A 13406-nucleotide genomic window follows, 5' to 3' on the forward strand; every position below is an offset into this window, starting at 1 on the left:
ATTAAACTTCGTAATGAATTACGTATGTTCACTCAGAGACTTGGTATTCATTTTTCGTCTTGCGACGTTAAGAATCCATGTCACTTTGAGTGCCCACACAGATTGTCTGATAAATTGTTAAAGAGCAGTTGCCGCTTCGTTTTCGCTGCGGCGCGGGGTGTGCATATTACGCTTTCCCGCTTCAGAGTCAAGCGTTTATTTTGCTTTTCTCTGCTGACCCGGCGGCGTGTGTGCCGTTGTTCCGTGTCAGTGGAGGCGCATTATAGGGAGTTATTTCACAGTGACAAGCACAAAATACAAAAAACTTTTCGTTCGCTCACTTTTCAAACTTAACGCTTATTTAAGTCGCGAATCGTCCGTTAAATGTGCGATTTCCCGCGCAAAACTGGCCACCTGCGACCAGTCGGTATAAACCACTTCTTTACGGGTATCGGTTTCACCACCGGTCATTTTCATAATCAGGCGGATCATGAAACGGTCATACCAACGATATCGAGGGTAACGCAGCGCACCAGCAAAAACCGCGCACAGGTCTGGCTGCCACGGTGAGCTGAGTAAAAACTTGCGCGTATAGCTGTTGGTCTGCGGCGTACGCTTCTCGGCTTTACGCGCAACCAGATTGACCGAGTAAAACGCGCCGGGCAATTTGTTGAGCACCGCCGTGTGCTTTTTCACAAAACGATCCAGCGCTGGATGGAAATGCCCGTAACGAATAGAGGCGCCAATCACCACGCGATCGTACTCCTGCCATGTGATCTGCTCCGCGCGATTCAGGTTCACCACATCCGAGTAAATACCCAGTTCTTTTAATTCCGACGCCAGATACGCGGCAATCTCACGTGTTTGTCCGTCTCGCGTAGAGAAAAGAATCAGTGTTTTCATCAACGGCTCCTTATTCGCGCCAGAATGTTGGGGTGAAGAGCACCAGCAGCGTAAAGACCTCAAGACGACCAAACAGCATATTGGCAATGAGGATCCATTTCGCGACCGGGTTCATACTGGCAAAGTTATCCGCCACGACCCCCAGGCCTGGCCCGAGGTTATTCAATGTTGCGACGACGGACGCAAAGGCGGAGAAATCATCCACCCCCGTCGCGATGATCGCCAGCATACTGACGATAAAGACCAGCGCATACGCCGAGAAAAAGCCCCATACGGCTTCGAGAATACGTTCCGGCAGCGCGCGGTTCCCCAGTTTAATGCTGTAGACCGCGTTCGGGTGGACCAGTCGTTTCAGCTCACGGTTGCCCTGCTTGAACAGCAGCAGAATACGAATCACCTTCAGGCCACCGCCCGTCGACCCGGCGCAGCCACCAATAAACGCAGAGCACAGCAGGAGTACCGGCAGGAACAGCGGCCAGCGCGCAATACTGTCCGTGGTAAATCCGGCCGTCGTCGCCATTGATACCACCTGGAAGAACGCCTGGTTTAGGGTCGTCAGCGCGGAGTTGTAAACATCATGGAACCACAGCACCAGGGTACAGATGACGACCAGCGTAAGCTGGACACCAATAAACATGCGGAACTCAGGGTCGCGCCTGTACACCTTCAGGCTTCGCCCGCTCAGTAAAGAGAAGTGCAGGCCATAGTTACAGCCAGAAATCAGCAGGAAAATCGCAATGATGGTGTTGATCGTTGGGCTATCGAAGTAGCCTACGCTGGCATCGTGGGTGGAGAACCCGCCGATAGCGATTGTCGCAAAGCTATGTCCGATGGCATCAAAAGCAGGCATCCCGGCAAACCAGAGCGCCAGCGCACAGGCCACCGTCAGCAGGACATAAATCAGCCACAGGGTTTTCGCCGTCTCGGCAATACGCGGGCGCATCTTGTTATCTTTCAGCGGCCCGGGCATTTCAGCCCTGTACAACTGCATCCCACCGACGCCCAGAATGGGCAGAATAGCTACCGCCAGGACGATGATCCCCATACCGCCGAACCACTGCAGCATCTGGCGATAAAAGAGGATGGCGTGGGGTAATGAATCCAGACCCACCAGCGTCGTCGCCCCGGTGGTCGTTAACCCCGAGAACGATTCAAAAAAGGCATCCGTGATGCTCAGGTTAGGTTGCTCGGAGAAGATAAAGGGCAGCGAACCCACGCTCCCCAGCACCGTCCAGAACAGCACCACGATCAGAAAGCCTTCGCGGGATTTCAGCTCACCTTTCTGACGACGATTCGGCCACCACAGCAGCGAGCCAATTGCCAATGCGACAAAAAAGGTCTGGGTAAATGCCCGCCCCGCGCCGTCCCGGTAGATAAGCGCCACCAGTCCTGGGAGAATCATCGTCCCGGAAAAAAGTATGACCAGCAGTCCAACGATTCGGGTTATGGCACGAAAATGCATCTCTGCCGCTTCCTTTGGTATTCAAAAAAGTGAGGTGGGGATTATTCTTCAATCGGCAGTAATTGCAACGAACCGCGACTAAAATCTGCCAGTTTTGCTGAAAAAGCAGCCAGCTCCGCCTGAGGAAGCGCCACGCGTAATTGCACCATCGCCTGAAAGTCACTGTGCGCGATAACGCCATTAAACTGTTTCAGCAACGCTTCGATGCCGGATAATTGGGCGTAATCGCACAATAGAGTATATTCGGTGAGCGGCGTTTTGCGGGTGGTCGTCAATATATTCAGTGCCTGCTGAACGCCACCGCCATAGGCTTTCACCAGCCCGCCCGTGCCTAACAAGATGCCGCCGTAGTAACGCACCACCACGGCGGTAATTTCACCCACGCCGCTGCCCATCAGCTGCGAGAGCATGGGTTTACCGGCGGTTCCCGCGGGTTCACCGTCATCGGAAAAGCCAAGCTGTTGCGAATCGTCCGGGGGCCCTGCCACCCACGCCACACAGTGGTGACGTGCGTCAGGATGCTCAGCCCGGACAGACTCAACAAATGCCTTTGCCGCTTCAACGCCGTCGGTGTGTGCCAGCAGCGTAATAAAGCGGCTTTTCTTGATTTCCTCAACAAAGGTGACCGGTTCAGCCGGTATCAGCCAGCTTTCCATCAGGCCAGCTTCAGGTCTCGCGTCATATTCTCGATACCGTTCTCGTGAATCACCACGTTATCTTCGATACGAATACCGCCAAACGGTTTCAGTGCGTCAATTTTTTCCCAGTTGAAGTGTTTGCTGAACTGACCTTCACGCCATGGCGCCAGCAGGGATTCAATAAAGTAGATCCCCGGTTCAATCGTCAACACCATACGAGGCTCAAGAATACGGGTGCAGCGCAGGTAAGGATATTTAGACGGTGCCGCAAGATGCGTACCGGTATCATCCTGCATAAAGCCAGCGACGTCGTGAACCTGCAGGCCCAGCGGGTGACCAATACCGTGCGGCATGAATGGCCCGGTGAGATCGTTCTCGACCATTGCCTCTTCGCTCATGTCTTTCACAATCTGATGCTTACGCAGCAGCTTCGCGATGCGCTGATGGAACTGAACGTGATAATCCACGTAGCTGGTACCGGCTTTCATGGTACCAATAAGCGCCAGTTGCTCATCGTTCACATCTTTAATCAGCTGCGCGAAATCGGTGTCAGCATTAGCCGCCCAGGTACGGGTCAGGTCAGCCGCATAACCGTTGTACTCAGCGCCGGCATCAAGCAGGAAGCTGCGCATTTCCGACGGAACCTGATGGTCCAGTTTGGTGTAGTGAAGAACAGAAGCATGCTCATTCAGCGCGACAATATTGCTGTATGGCACGTCGGTATCACGGTGGCCGGTCGCGGTCAGGTACGCCTGGTTGATATCGAATTCGCTCATGCCGGACTGGAACGCCTCGTGTGCGGCACGATGGCCATTCACCGCCGTTTTTTGCGCTTCACGCATGCAGTAAAGTTCGTAATCGGTTTTGTACGCGCGGTAGTAATGCAGGAAGTCCAGCACCCCTTTCGGGTTGAGTTTGTCCGCGGGAATATCCAGACCCAATGCACGCTCCGGAACCGGGCCAATATAGGCGATATTGCCGCGTGCAGCAGGTAGCTGGCTGCCAATGCCGTCCGCTTTTGGCAGCGCAATCACATCAATTTCTTCCGTCCAGAAAGAGGTCGGCAGCGGTTCCACGTTGTGCCAGTAATCGACCGGCAGGTAGAACCACAGTTTCGGCTTGTTCACGCCATCCACCAGCAACCAGCAGTTAGGAACCTGAGTAACAGGCACCCAGGCTTTAAACTGCGGGTTAACCTTGAACGGATAGGCATGGTCATCAAGAAATGTGTTTATCAGCTCGCCGGAATGGATAAGCAGGGCATCCAGTTTGAAGCGGGCCAGTACATCGCGGGTACGTTCCTGTAGGGTAACGATATGATTTTTATAAAGCGAAGCCAGTGAGTCCATCATTCTTCCTTTCGTTTTTTTGACCTCAAGTCATCGCATCTTAGCACACCTCACTCCGGCTGCGTGATTTCCACCGACCGTGATCAATGCAGCAATTTCTTAATGAGTAATTTGCATTTTATTAACATAAATCCCACACTCCGTTTCATCTGGTATGACCAGATCCAATTGCTGGATTCAGGAGACTGACATGCTCTACAAAGGCGACACCCTGTACCTCAACTGGCTGGAAGATGGCATTGCCGAACTGGTGTTCGATGCCCCCAGCTCAGTGAACAAGCTTGATACCGCGACGGTGGCCAGTCTTGGCCAGGCGTTGGAAGTACTTGAAAAGCAAACTGAATTAAAAGGGCTGATGCTGCGCTCAAACAAAGCAGCCTTTATTGTCGGTGCCGATATCACCGAATTCCTTTCCCTGTTCCAGGTGCCTGAAGAACAGTTGAGCCAGTGGCTGCACTTTGCAAACAGCGTCTTTAACCGTCTGGAAGACCTGCCTGTTCCGACTATTTCCGCCGTTAATGGTTACGCATTAGGCGGTGGCTGCGAATGCGTGCTGGCAACCGACTACCGTCTGGCCACGCCGGATCTGCGTATCGGCCTGCCGGAAACCAAACTGGGGATCATGCCGGGCTTTGGCGGATCCGTCCGTATGCCGCGCATGCTGGGTGCTGACAGCGCGCTGGAGATCATCGCCGCCGGTAAAGATGTCGGCGCGGAACAGGCGCAGAAAATCGGCCTGGTGGACGGCGTGGTTAAGCCAGAAAAACTGGTTGAAGGCGCTCTGGCTATTCTGCGTCAGGCCATTAATGGCGATCTCGACTGGAAAGCCAAACGCCAGCCGAAGCTTGAGCCGTTAAAACTCAGCAAGATAGAAGCCACCATGAGCTTCACCATCGCCAAAGGCATGGTGATGCAGACGGCGGGTAAACACTACCCGGCGCCGATCACGGCAGTGAAAACCATTGAAGCGGCCGCCCGTCTGGGCCGTGACGAAGCCCTGAAACTGGAAAATCAGAGCTTCGTCCCGCTGGCGCACACCAACGAAGCCCGCGCGCTGGTTGGCACCTTCCTGAACGATCAGTTCGTGAAAGGCAAAGCTAAACAGCTGACCAAAAACGTTGAGACCCCAAAACACGCGGCGGTACTCGGGGCGGGCATTATGGGTGGCGGCATCGCCTACCAGTCAGCCTGGAAAGGCGTGCCGGTAGTGATGAAAGACATTAACGAGAAATCCCTGACGCTGGGCATGACCGAAGCGGCCAAGCTGCTGAATAAACAGCTGGAGCGCGGCAAAATTGACGGGCTGAAGCTCGCTGGCGTGATCTCCACCATTCAGCCTGTGCTGGAATACAGCGGTTTTGATCGTGTGGACGTGGTCGTTGAGGCGGTCGTAGAGAACCCTAAAGTCAAAAAAGCGGTGCTGGCGGAAACGGAAGACAAAGTTCGTCCGGATACCGTACTGGCCTCTAATACATCGACTATTCCGATTAGCGAACTGGCGAGCGTACTGAAGCGTCCGGAAAACTTCTGCGGAATGCACTTCTTCAACCCGGTACACCGTATGCCACTGGTCGAAGTGATCCGAGGGGAAAAAACCTCTGACGAAACCATCGCCAAAGTGGTGGCGTGGGCAAGCAAGATGGGCAAAACGCCGATCGTTGTTAACGACTGCCCGGGCTTCTTCGTCAACCGCGTACTGTTCCCTTACTTCGCCGGTTTCAGCCAGCTGCTGCGCGATGGGGCAGACTTCCGCAAAATCGACAAAGTGATGGAAAAACAGTTCGGCTGGCCGATGGGCCCGGCGTATCTGCTGGACGTGGTCGGTATTGATACCGCCCATCACGCCCAGGCGGTGATGGCGGCAGGCTTCCCGCAGCGCATGCAGAAAGATTATCGCGACGCGATTGACGCCCTGTTCGACGCTAACCGCTTCGGTCAGAAAAACGGCCTGGGCTTCTGGCGCTATAAAGAAGACAGCAAAGGCAAACCGAAGAAAGAAGAGGATGCGGCGGTGGATGGCCTGCTGGCCGACGTATGCCAGTCAAAACGTGACTTCACCGACGATGAGATCATCGCCCGCATGATGATCCCGATGATCAACGAAGTGGTGCGTTGTCTGGAAGAAGGCATTATCGCCAGCCCGGCCGAAGCGGATATGGCGCTGGTATACGGCCTGGGCTTCCCTCCGTTCCACGGCGGCGCATTCCGCTGGCTGGACACCATCGGCAGCGCCCGCTATCTCGATATGGCTCAGCAGTATCAGCACCTCGGCCCGCTCTATGAAGTGCCTGAAGGGCTGCGCAACAAAGCGCGCCATAACGAACCCTATTACCCAGCAGTTGAGCCAGCCCGTCCGGTTGGCGAGCTGAAAACGGCTTAAGGAGTCACAATGGAAAAGGTTGTCATTGTTGATGCGATTCGCACCCCGATGGGCCGTTCAAAAGGCGGCGCATTCCGTAACGTGCGCGCGGAAGACCTCTCCGCACACCTGATGCGTAGCCTGCTGGCGCGTAATCCGGCGTTGGACCCCGCCGCGCTCGACGATATCTACTGGGGCTGCGTGCAGCAGACCCTGGAGCAGGGCTTCAATATCGCGCGTAATGCGTCACTGCTGGCGGAGATCCCGCATTCGGTTCCGGCCGTCACCGTTAACCGTCTGTGCGGTTCGTCTATGCAGGCGCTGCACGATGCGGCACGTATGATCATGACCGGCGATGCTCAGGCCTGCCTGGTCGGCGGTGTGGAGCATATGGGGCACGTCCCGATGAGCCACGGCGTCGATTTCCATCCGGGGATGAGCCGTAACGTGGCAAAAGCTGCGGGAATGATGGGTCTCACCGCGGAGATGCTCTCCCGCCTGCACGGCATCAGCCGTGAAATGCAGGATGCGTTTGCCGCACGTTCCCATGCCCGCGCCTGGGCTGCCACGCAGTCCGGCGCATTTAAAAACGAGATCATCCCTACCGGCGGTCACGATGCGGACGGCGTTCTGAAGCAGTTCAGCTACGACGAAGTGATCCGCCCGGAAACAACGGTGGAAGCACTTTCTACGTTGCGTCCGGCATTTGATCCGGTCACCGGTACGGTCACGGCAGGTACCTCGTCGGCGCTGTCCGACGGAGCAGCGGCGATGCTGGTGATGAGCGAAAGCCGCGCCCGTGAGCTGGGGTTAACCCCACGCGCTCGGGTACGTTCGATGGCTGTCGTAGGCTGCGATCCTTCAATCATGGGTTACGGCCCGGTTCCGGCCTCGAAGCTGGCGCTGAAAAAAGCGGGACTAACCGCCAGCGACATCGATCTGTTCGAGATGAACGAAGCCTTCGCCGCGCAGATCCTGCCGTGCATTAAAGATCTGGGGCTGATGGAACAGATCGACGAGAAAATTAACCTCAACGGCGGCGCGATCGCCCTCGGCCACCCACTCGGTTGCTCCGGGGCGCGTATCAGCACGACGCTGATTAATCTGATGGAGCGCAAAGATGCCCAGTTCGGACTGGCAACAATGTGCATCGGGTTGGGTCAGGGTATCGCGACGGTGTTTGAGAGAGTGTAAATCAGGAAAAGTATCTCAAAGCCAATGACGTCAGAACAAGGCGGCAAGCGAGCGAATCCCGATGAGCTTACTCAAGTAAGTGATTCGGGTGAACGAGCGCAGCCAACGCAGTTATGGCGTCATTGGCGAAGAGAGAGAGTTTAGTTGCCGTTCTTCCCGCCTGTCAGGGGCGGGTTTTTTTATTTAAATGAAGGCAAACGCATCGCCAAACAGGCGATCTTCACGCGCGTCACGTTCGTTACAGAACAGGTCCCGGGCGATTTTCGCCATCTCGAAACGACCTGCGATATAGATATCGTGTCCTGCCAGCGTGCCGTGATCCTGCAATACCGCCGTCAGCACGGTACCGCTACGCCCACGCCAGCCCTCTTCCGGCTGCTCAACCACCGGCTCAATGCGCAGGTTAGGATGGGTTACGCTCAGCGCTTCCAGCTCAGACAGGTCATACAGATGCTTCTCTTCGCGGCCACCCCAGTAAATGGTGATGTCACGGTCCGGGTTACGTGCCAGAGCGGTCAACAGAATAGAGCGCACATAAGAGAAGCCCGTACCGCCAGCGATCAGGATCAGCGGACGATCTTCGTCATCGCGCAGCCACGCTTCGCCATGAGGGATGTCGACCACAATCTCACGTTCTTTCAGGATGCGGTCCATAACGGCCATCGCGTACAGGTTAAGCTCAGACGCACCAATATGCAGCTCAATAAATTCTTTCTCTGCTGGCGTAGAGGCCATAGAGAAAGGACGCTTATCACGCTCATCCATCACTACCATTAAGTACTGACCAGCGCGGAAAGAGAATGCCGCTTCTGGCACTAAACGGACGCGATATACGGTGTCGGTGATGGCATCTACCGAGGTCACTTTACAGCTTAAGGTTGTCATTCGCTCTCTCTGTCGTGAAGTCTATAGGGCTTAACGGCCTGTTTCAGGTTTACCGTTATTCATTATGGCCAGTTCATCCCAGATCGCGTCAATACGCGCGGTCACGGCAGGATCTTTTTTGATCGGGCGACCCCATTCACGGTCGGTTTCGCCAGGCCATTTATTTGTGGCATCCAGTCCCATTTTTGAGCCAAGACCGGAAACCGGCGAGGCAAAGTCCAGGTAATCTATCGGCGTGTTCTCGACTAACACCGTATCGCGCGCCGGGTCCATTCGCGTGGTAATCGCCCAAATGACGTCATTCCAGTCGCGAGCGTTAACGTCATCATCGCAGACAATAACAAATTTGGTATACATAAACTGGCGCAGGAAAGACCAGACGCCCATCATCACGCGTTTCGCATGACCGGGATACTGCTTCTTCATCGTCACTACCGCCAGGCGATACGAGCACCCTTCAGGGGGCAGGTAAAAATCAACGATTTCCGGGAACTGCTTTTGCAGGATCGGCACAAACACTTCATTCAGCGCCACCCCCAGTACTGCGGGTTCATCCGGTGGACGACCGGTGTAGGTAGAGTGATAAATCGCATCTTCACGCTGCGTAATGTGCGTAACGGTAAACACCGGGAAGTTATCCACTTCGTTGTAATAACCGGTGTGGTCGCCGTAAGGGCCTTCCGGTGCCAGTTCGCCCTGCTCAAGGTAACCTTCCAGCACAATTTCCGCACTGGCCGGAACTTCGAGATCGTTCGAAATACACTTCACGACTTCGGTTTTTGTCCCGCGCAGCAGGCCGGCAAACGCATATTCAGAGAGCGTATCCGGCACGGGTGTGACGGCTCCCAGAATAGTGGCCGGGTCAGCGCCTAAGGCGACAGAGACCGGGAAACGTTCACCCGGATGCGCAGCGCACCACTCCTGGAAATCCAGCGCGCCGCCGCGATGCGACAGCCAGCGCATGATGAGCTTATTCTTACCAATCAACTGCTGGCGGTAAATACCCAGATTTTGCCGTTCTTTATGCGGACCGCGCGTGACGGTCAAACCCCAGGTGATCAGCGGCGCAGCATCTTCAGGCCAGCACTGCATAATGGGAATTTTGGTCAAATCAACCGCATCGCCTTCCAGCACTTTTTGCTGGCACGGCGCACCGCGCAGGCGTTTGGTTGGCATGTTCAGCACCTGCTTAAACTGCGGCAGCTTGTCGAACAGATCGCGGAAGCCTTTCGGTGGCTCTGGCTCTTTCAGAAATGCCAGCAGCTTACCCACTTCACGCAACGCGGTAACATCTTCCTGCCCCATCCCCAATGCGACACGACGCGGTGTACCAAACAGGTTGCACAGCACCGGCATGGAGTAACCTTTCGGATTTTCAAAGAGTAACGCGGGGCCACTGGCACGCAGGGTGCGGTCAGCAATTTCTGTCATTTCCAGATAAGGATCAACAGGAAGTGTAATGCGTTTGAGTTCGCCCTGCTTTTCCAGCAGCGTCAGGAAGTCGCGGAGATCGTGGTATTTCATGCAGTTAGTCATGGCCTCTCTGTAAGCGCTTCATTATACGGCGTAAGCCTGCTTGATGCTGTAATTTTGTTAAATTAGCGTGAACTTATGCGTTCTGTTCCAGGCTCACCCATTATAATCAACTTAGCGATCCCTCCAGGGTTTTGATATGCTTGCGCCCCGAACTAAGGGAAAGAGTGATTATGCAGGCCTGGTATTTACTGTATTGCAAACGCGGGCAACTTCAGCGCGCGCAGGAACATCTTGAACGTCAGTCTGTAAATTGTCTGACACCCGTGATCACGCTTGAAAAAATGCAGCGCGGGAAGCGCACAACCGTCAGTGAGCCGTTATTCCCGAACTACCTGTTCGTGGAGTTCGACCCTGAGGTGATCCACACCACCACCATCAGCGCAACGCGCGGCGTCAGCCACTTCGTTCGTTTTGGCGCCCACCCGGCCACCGTTCCGTCGACGGTCATTCATCAGCTTTCGGTGTATCAACAGCCCGAAGGGATCACCGACCCGGAAACCCCTTACGCGGGTGATAACGTCGTCATTACGGAAGGTGCATTCGAAGGCCTGCAGGCAATTTTCGCCGAGCCGGACGGTGAAGCACGCTCCATGTTGTTGCTCAACCTGCTGAACAAGCAGGTGTTGCAGAGCGTCAAAAATACCGACTTCCGTAAAGTTTAAAAACTGATCCTGAAGAGATGGCGCACGTTGTCATCCGTCTGCGCAGAAAGCCAGTGCGGATCGTCTCCACGCCATCGCGCCACGCGCCCAACAATGTGCCCCAGGTATGCAGGCTCATTTCGCCGCGATGACGGTTTGGGCGTCATATCTCTCGGCAGCAGATAAGGCGCATCGGTCTCAATAAGCAAACGGTCGGCCGGAATCAACGGTAACAGCTCGCGTAGCTCAAGCCCGCGGCGCTCATCACAAACCCAGCCGGTAATGCCGAGAAACAGCCCGCGCGCCAGGCACTCCTGCGCCTCCTGCCTTGAACCGGTGAAGCAGTGCAGCACCGCGCCGGGGAGTTTATCCAGCCAGGGATCCAGAAGCGCGAGAAAACGTTCGTGCGCGTCGCGGCAATGCATAAAGACGGGCATTTCAAGCTCTGCCGCCAGAGCAAGCTGGGCAGTGAATGCCTTTTCCTGTTCGTCAGGCGTGGAGAAGTTGCGGTTAAAATCGAGCCCACACTCGCCAATGGCCACCACCTCAGCGGTTTTCGCCAGCCTGTAAAGGATTTGTGCGCTCTCCTCGGTCCACTGGCTACTGTCATGAGGGTGGATGCCTGCGGTTGACCAGCAGTGTTCATAACGTTGCGCCAGAAGCTGCGCCTGCTCGCTCTCATGAAGGTTAGTTCCGGTCAGCAGGAGTCCTTTAACGCCGGCGTCAAAAGCACGCGCAACAACGTCATCGCGATCTTTTGCAAACTGCGAGCTGGTCAGGTTGAGTCCGATATCAAACATGCGAATCCCCATATAACAACCGCCCTGACGGGCGGCTGGTTTTACTCTTCAGTGGTCTTTTCAGACGCATCGTCTTCATCGTCCGATCGGCGTCCTTTACCCACGTAGAAACGCGAGAAGAATACGCCAACCTCAAAGAGGCAATACATCGGTATGGCCAGTAACGTCTGCGAGAAAACATCCGGCGGCGTGAGCAGCATGCCGACCACAAATGCACCTACCAGGATATACGGACGCTTTTTACGCAGGTCTTCAGGGGTCGTTACCCCAACCCAGCAAAGCAGCACAATGGCGACCGGCACTTCAAATGCCACGCCAAACGCCATAAACAGCGCCATGACGAAGCTGAGATAGCTGGCGATATCTGTCGACACCTGCACCCCTTCCGGCGCAGTATGCGTCAGGAAGCCAAAGGCCAGCGGGAAGACAACGAAGTAGGCAAACGCCATACCGATATAGAACAGCAACGAGCTGGAGACCAGCAGCGGGATCACCAGTTTACGTTCATGTTTATACAGCGCTGGTGCCACAAACGCCCATACCTGATAAAGGATGACGGGTGCAGACGCAATCAACGACACCCAAAAGGTGAGCTTAATAGGGGTAAAGAACGGTGAGGCAACATCTGTTGCAATCATCGTTGCCCCCAGCGGCATCTGCTTAATCAGCGGTGCAGAGACCACCTGATAGATATCGTTGGCGAAATAGACCAGGCACAGGAATATCACCAGAACCGCAATAATGCAGTTTAACAGGCGCTTACGCAGCTCAATAAGGTGCGTAATAAGCGGTTGAGTATCATCTACTGCCATGGTTACGCTTTATCACTCGACGAGGGGGATGATTCGGAAACAGGCGCGACGGGTTTCGCTTCCGCCACTTTTATCGTGGGGTCTTCCGGCTGCGCCTGTTTTTTCACTTCGGTTTCCTGCGGCGTCTGTTCTGGCGCGGCGGCCTGGTGCTCAGCACTCGCTGGCGTCACGCCCTCACGTTGCGCTTCGCTGTCCTTCACCACCGGGTTATGAATGGTGTTCGCTTCATCGCTCGCTTTTTCAGGATCGTTAACGCTGTAAGAGCGCTTCATGGATTCCGCCGCTTCGCGCAGTTCATCCATTGAGGCTTTCAGTTCCGGCGTCAGGTTATCCATGCTCGCCTTCTCGACCTTTTTCAGGCTTTCCTGAAACTCCTGGAGCTTAAGTTCCTGTGCCAGCTCATTCTGAACGGTCGATGCCAGCGATCTCAGCGCACGCACCCAGCCCACAACGGTTTTCACCGCCACGGGCAGACGCTGCGGACCCAGCACGATCAGGCCAATCACAAAGACTAGCAGCAGCTCACTAAAACCAATGTCGAACACGACTTACACCTGCTCTTTATCGTGGCTTTTGGCGTCTTCTTTTTTGGCTTCTTCTTGCTTATCGGAGATGGATTTTGCAGTAAAATCAGCATCCTGGCTGGCTTTATCCTGCTTGTTCTCATCATCGCTCATTGCTTTCTTGAAGCCTTTGATAGACGCGCCCAGATCGGAACCGATAGAACCGAGCTTTTTAGTGCCAAACAGCAGCACGACGATGACGGCAATAATGACTAATTGCCAGATACTGATACCACCCATACAAATTCCTCAGGAATAGATGATTAATTGGTCAAGTCGCATTAT

At 54.9% G+C, this 13406-nt stretch carries 13 protein-coding genes; 3 read left to right on the forward strand and 10 right to left on the reverse strand.

What is annotated here, in order from left to right:
* Positions 1–336: 336 nt before the first annotated feature.
* Genes hemG through pepQ form a run of 4 tightly spaced genes read right to left on the reverse strand, consistent with a single transcriptional unit; the run spans position 337 to position 4331 of the window.
* Positions 337–882 carry a menaquinone-dependent protoporphyrinogen IX dehydrogenase gene (hemG, locus tag ACOTYN_RS18360; RefSeq protein ID WP_014885610.1) on the reverse strand — a complete coding sequence of 182 codons (546 nt, stop codon included), beginning with the start codon at positions 880–882 and terminating at the stop codon, positions 337–339.
* A 10-nt stretch (positions 883–892) separates the two neighbouring features.
* Positions 893–2344 carry a Trk system potassium transporter TrkH gene (gene trkH / locus ACOTYN_RS18365; protein WP_332958454.1) on the reverse strand — a complete coding sequence of 484 codons (1452 nt, stop codon included), beginning with the start codon at positions 2342–2344 and terminating at the stop codon, positions 893–895.
* Between the two features lie 41 nt (positions 2345–2385).
* Positions 2386–3000 carry an IMPACT family protein gene (locus ACOTYN_RS18370; protein WP_014885611.1) on the reverse strand — a complete coding sequence of 205 codons (615 nt, stop codon included), beginning with the start codon at positions 2998–3000 and terminating at the stop codon, positions 2386–2388.
* Positions 3000–4331 (reverse strand): Xaa-Pro dipeptidase, encoded by a 1332-nt coding sequence (pepQ, locus tag ACOTYN_RS18375; RefSeq protein ID WP_014885612.1) that lies wholly within the window; start codon positions 4329–4331, stop codon positions 3000–3002. Before pepQ ends, ACOTYN_RS18370 begins: the two co-directional genes overlap by 1 nt.
* 190 nt (positions 4332–4521) lie before the next feature.
* Between pepQ and fadB the strand changes: the two genes are divergently transcribed.
* Positions 4522–6711 carry a fatty acid oxidation complex subunit alpha FadB gene (gene fadB, locus ACOTYN_RS18380; protein WP_332958451.1) on the forward strand — a complete coding sequence of 730 codons (2190 nt, stop codon included), beginning with the start codon at positions 4522–4524 and terminating at the stop codon, positions 6709–6711.
* 9 nt (positions 6712–6720) lie between these two features.
* The gene (gene fadA, locus ACOTYN_RS18385; RefSeq protein WP_008501515.1) at positions 6721–7884 is read left to right on the forward strand and encodes an acetyl-CoA C-acyltransferase FadA; all 1164 of its coding nucleotides are present in this window, start codon (positions 6721–6723) and stop codon (positions 7882–7884) included.
* 183 nt (positions 7885–8067) lie between these two features.
* On the opposite strand, the gene fre is transcribed toward fadA, so the two are convergent.
* Together fre and ubiD are read right to left on the reverse strand one after the other, a co-directional pair.
* Complete coding sequence (gene fre, locus ACOTYN_RS18390) at positions 8068–8769, reverse strand: NAD(P)H-flavin reductase (RefSeq protein WP_014885614.1); 702 nt, start codon at positions 8767–8769, stop codon at positions 8068–8070.
* 30 nt (positions 8770–8799) lie between these two features.
* A complete protein-coding gene (ubiD, locus tag ACOTYN_RS18395) occupies positions 8800–10305 on the reverse strand; it encodes a 4-hydroxy-3-polyprenylbenzoate decarboxylase (protein WP_071922805.1) in 1506 nt (501 codons plus the stop codon).
* 170 nt (positions 10306–10475) lie between these two features.
* On the opposite strand from ubiD, the gene rfaH reads away from it, so the two are divergent.
* Positions 10476–10967 carry a transcription/translation regulatory transformer protein RfaH gene (gene rfaH / locus ACOTYN_RS18400; protein ID WP_014885616.1) on the forward strand — a complete coding sequence of 164 codons (492 nt, stop codon included), beginning with the start codon at positions 10476–10478 and terminating at the stop codon, positions 10965–10967.
* On the opposite strand, the gene tatD is transcribed toward rfaH, so the two are convergent.
* From tatD to tatA, 4 genes are read right to left on the reverse strand one after another with little or no spacing between them, the layout of a single operon-like run.
* The gene (tatD, locus tag ACOTYN_RS18405) at positions 10964–11746 is read right to left on the reverse strand and encodes a 3'-5' ssDNA/RNA exonuclease TatD (RefSeq protein WP_050863003.1); all 783 of its coding nucleotides are present in this window, start codon (positions 11744–11746) and stop codon (positions 10964–10966) included. The genes rfaH and tatD overlap by 4 nt on opposite strands.
* 41 nt (positions 11747–11787) lie before the next feature.
* Positions 11788–12558 carry a Sec-independent protein translocase subunit TatC gene (gene tatC, locus ACOTYN_RS18410; RefSeq protein WP_014885618.1) on the reverse strand — a complete coding sequence of 257 codons (771 nt, stop codon included), beginning with the start codon at positions 12556–12558 and terminating at the stop codon, positions 11788–11790.
* 2 nt (positions 12559–12560) lie between these two features.
* A complete protein-coding gene (tatB, locus tag ACOTYN_RS18415; protein ID WP_023331551.1) occupies positions 12561–13103 on the reverse strand; it encodes a Sec-independent protein translocase protein TatB in 543 nt (180 codons plus the stop codon).
* A 3-nt stretch (positions 13104–13106) separates the two neighbouring features.
* Positions 13107–13361, reverse strand: a complete 255-nt coding sequence (gene tatA, locus ACOTYN_RS18420) for a Sec-independent protein translocase subunit TatA (RefSeq protein ID WP_014885620.1) — start codon at positions 13359–13361, stop codon at positions 13107–13109.
* Positions 13362–13406: the final 45 nt, after the last annotated feature.

The organism is Enterobacter cloacae complex sp. IR5458 (assembly GCF_049238025.1).
GTDB lineage: Bacteria > Pseudomonadota > Gammaproteobacteria > Enterobacterales > Enterobacteriaceae > Enterobacter > Enterobacter kobei.

Excerpts from the sequence above, each read along its gene's own strand:
- hemG (WP_014885610.1), bottom strand. The coding sequence starts at position 882 with ATGAAAACACTGATTCTTTTCTCTACGCGAGACGGACAAACACGTGAG.
- tatC (WP_014885618.1), bottom strand. The coding sequence starts at position 12,558 with ATGGCAGTAGATGATACTCAACCGCTTATTACGCACCTTATTGAGCTG.
- trkH (WP_332958454.1), bottom strand. The coding sequence starts at position 2,344 with ATGCATTTTCGTGCCATAACCCGAATCGTTGGACTGCTGGTCATACTT.
- tatD (WP_050863003.1), bottom strand. The coding sequence starts at position 11,746 with ATGTTTGATATCGGACTCAACCTGACCAGCTCGCAGTTTGCAAAAGAT.
- fre (WP_014885614.1), bottom strand. The coding sequence starts at position 8,769 with ATGACAACCTTAAGCTGTAAAGTGACCTCGGTAGATGCCATCACCGAC.
- fadA (WP_008501515.1), top strand. The coding sequence starts at position 6,721 with ATGGAAAAGGTTGTCATTGTTGATGCGATTCGCACCCCGATGGGCCGT.
- pepQ (WP_014885612.1), bottom strand. The coding sequence starts at position 4,331 with ATGGACTCACTGGCTTCGCTTTATAAAAATCATATCGTTACCCTACAG.
- ubiD (WP_071922805.1), bottom strand. The coding sequence starts at position 10,305 with ATGACTAACTGCATGAAATACCACGATCTCCGCGACTTCCTGACGCTG.
- rfaH (WP_014885616.1), top strand. The coding sequence starts at position 10,476 with ATGCAGGCCTGGTATTTACTGTATTGCAAACGCGGGCAACTTCAGCGC.
- ACOTYN_RS18370 (WP_014885611.1), bottom strand. The coding sequence starts at position 3,000 with ATGGAAAGCTGGCTGATACCGGCTGAACCGGTCACCTTTGTTGAGGAA.
- fadB (WP_332958451.1), top strand. The coding sequence starts at position 4,522 with ATGCTCTACAAAGGCGACACCCTGTACCTCAACTGGCTGGAAGATGGC.
- tatA (WP_014885620.1), bottom strand. The coding sequence starts at position 13,361 with ATGGGTGGTATCAGTATCTGGCAATTAGTCATTATTGCCGTCATCGTC.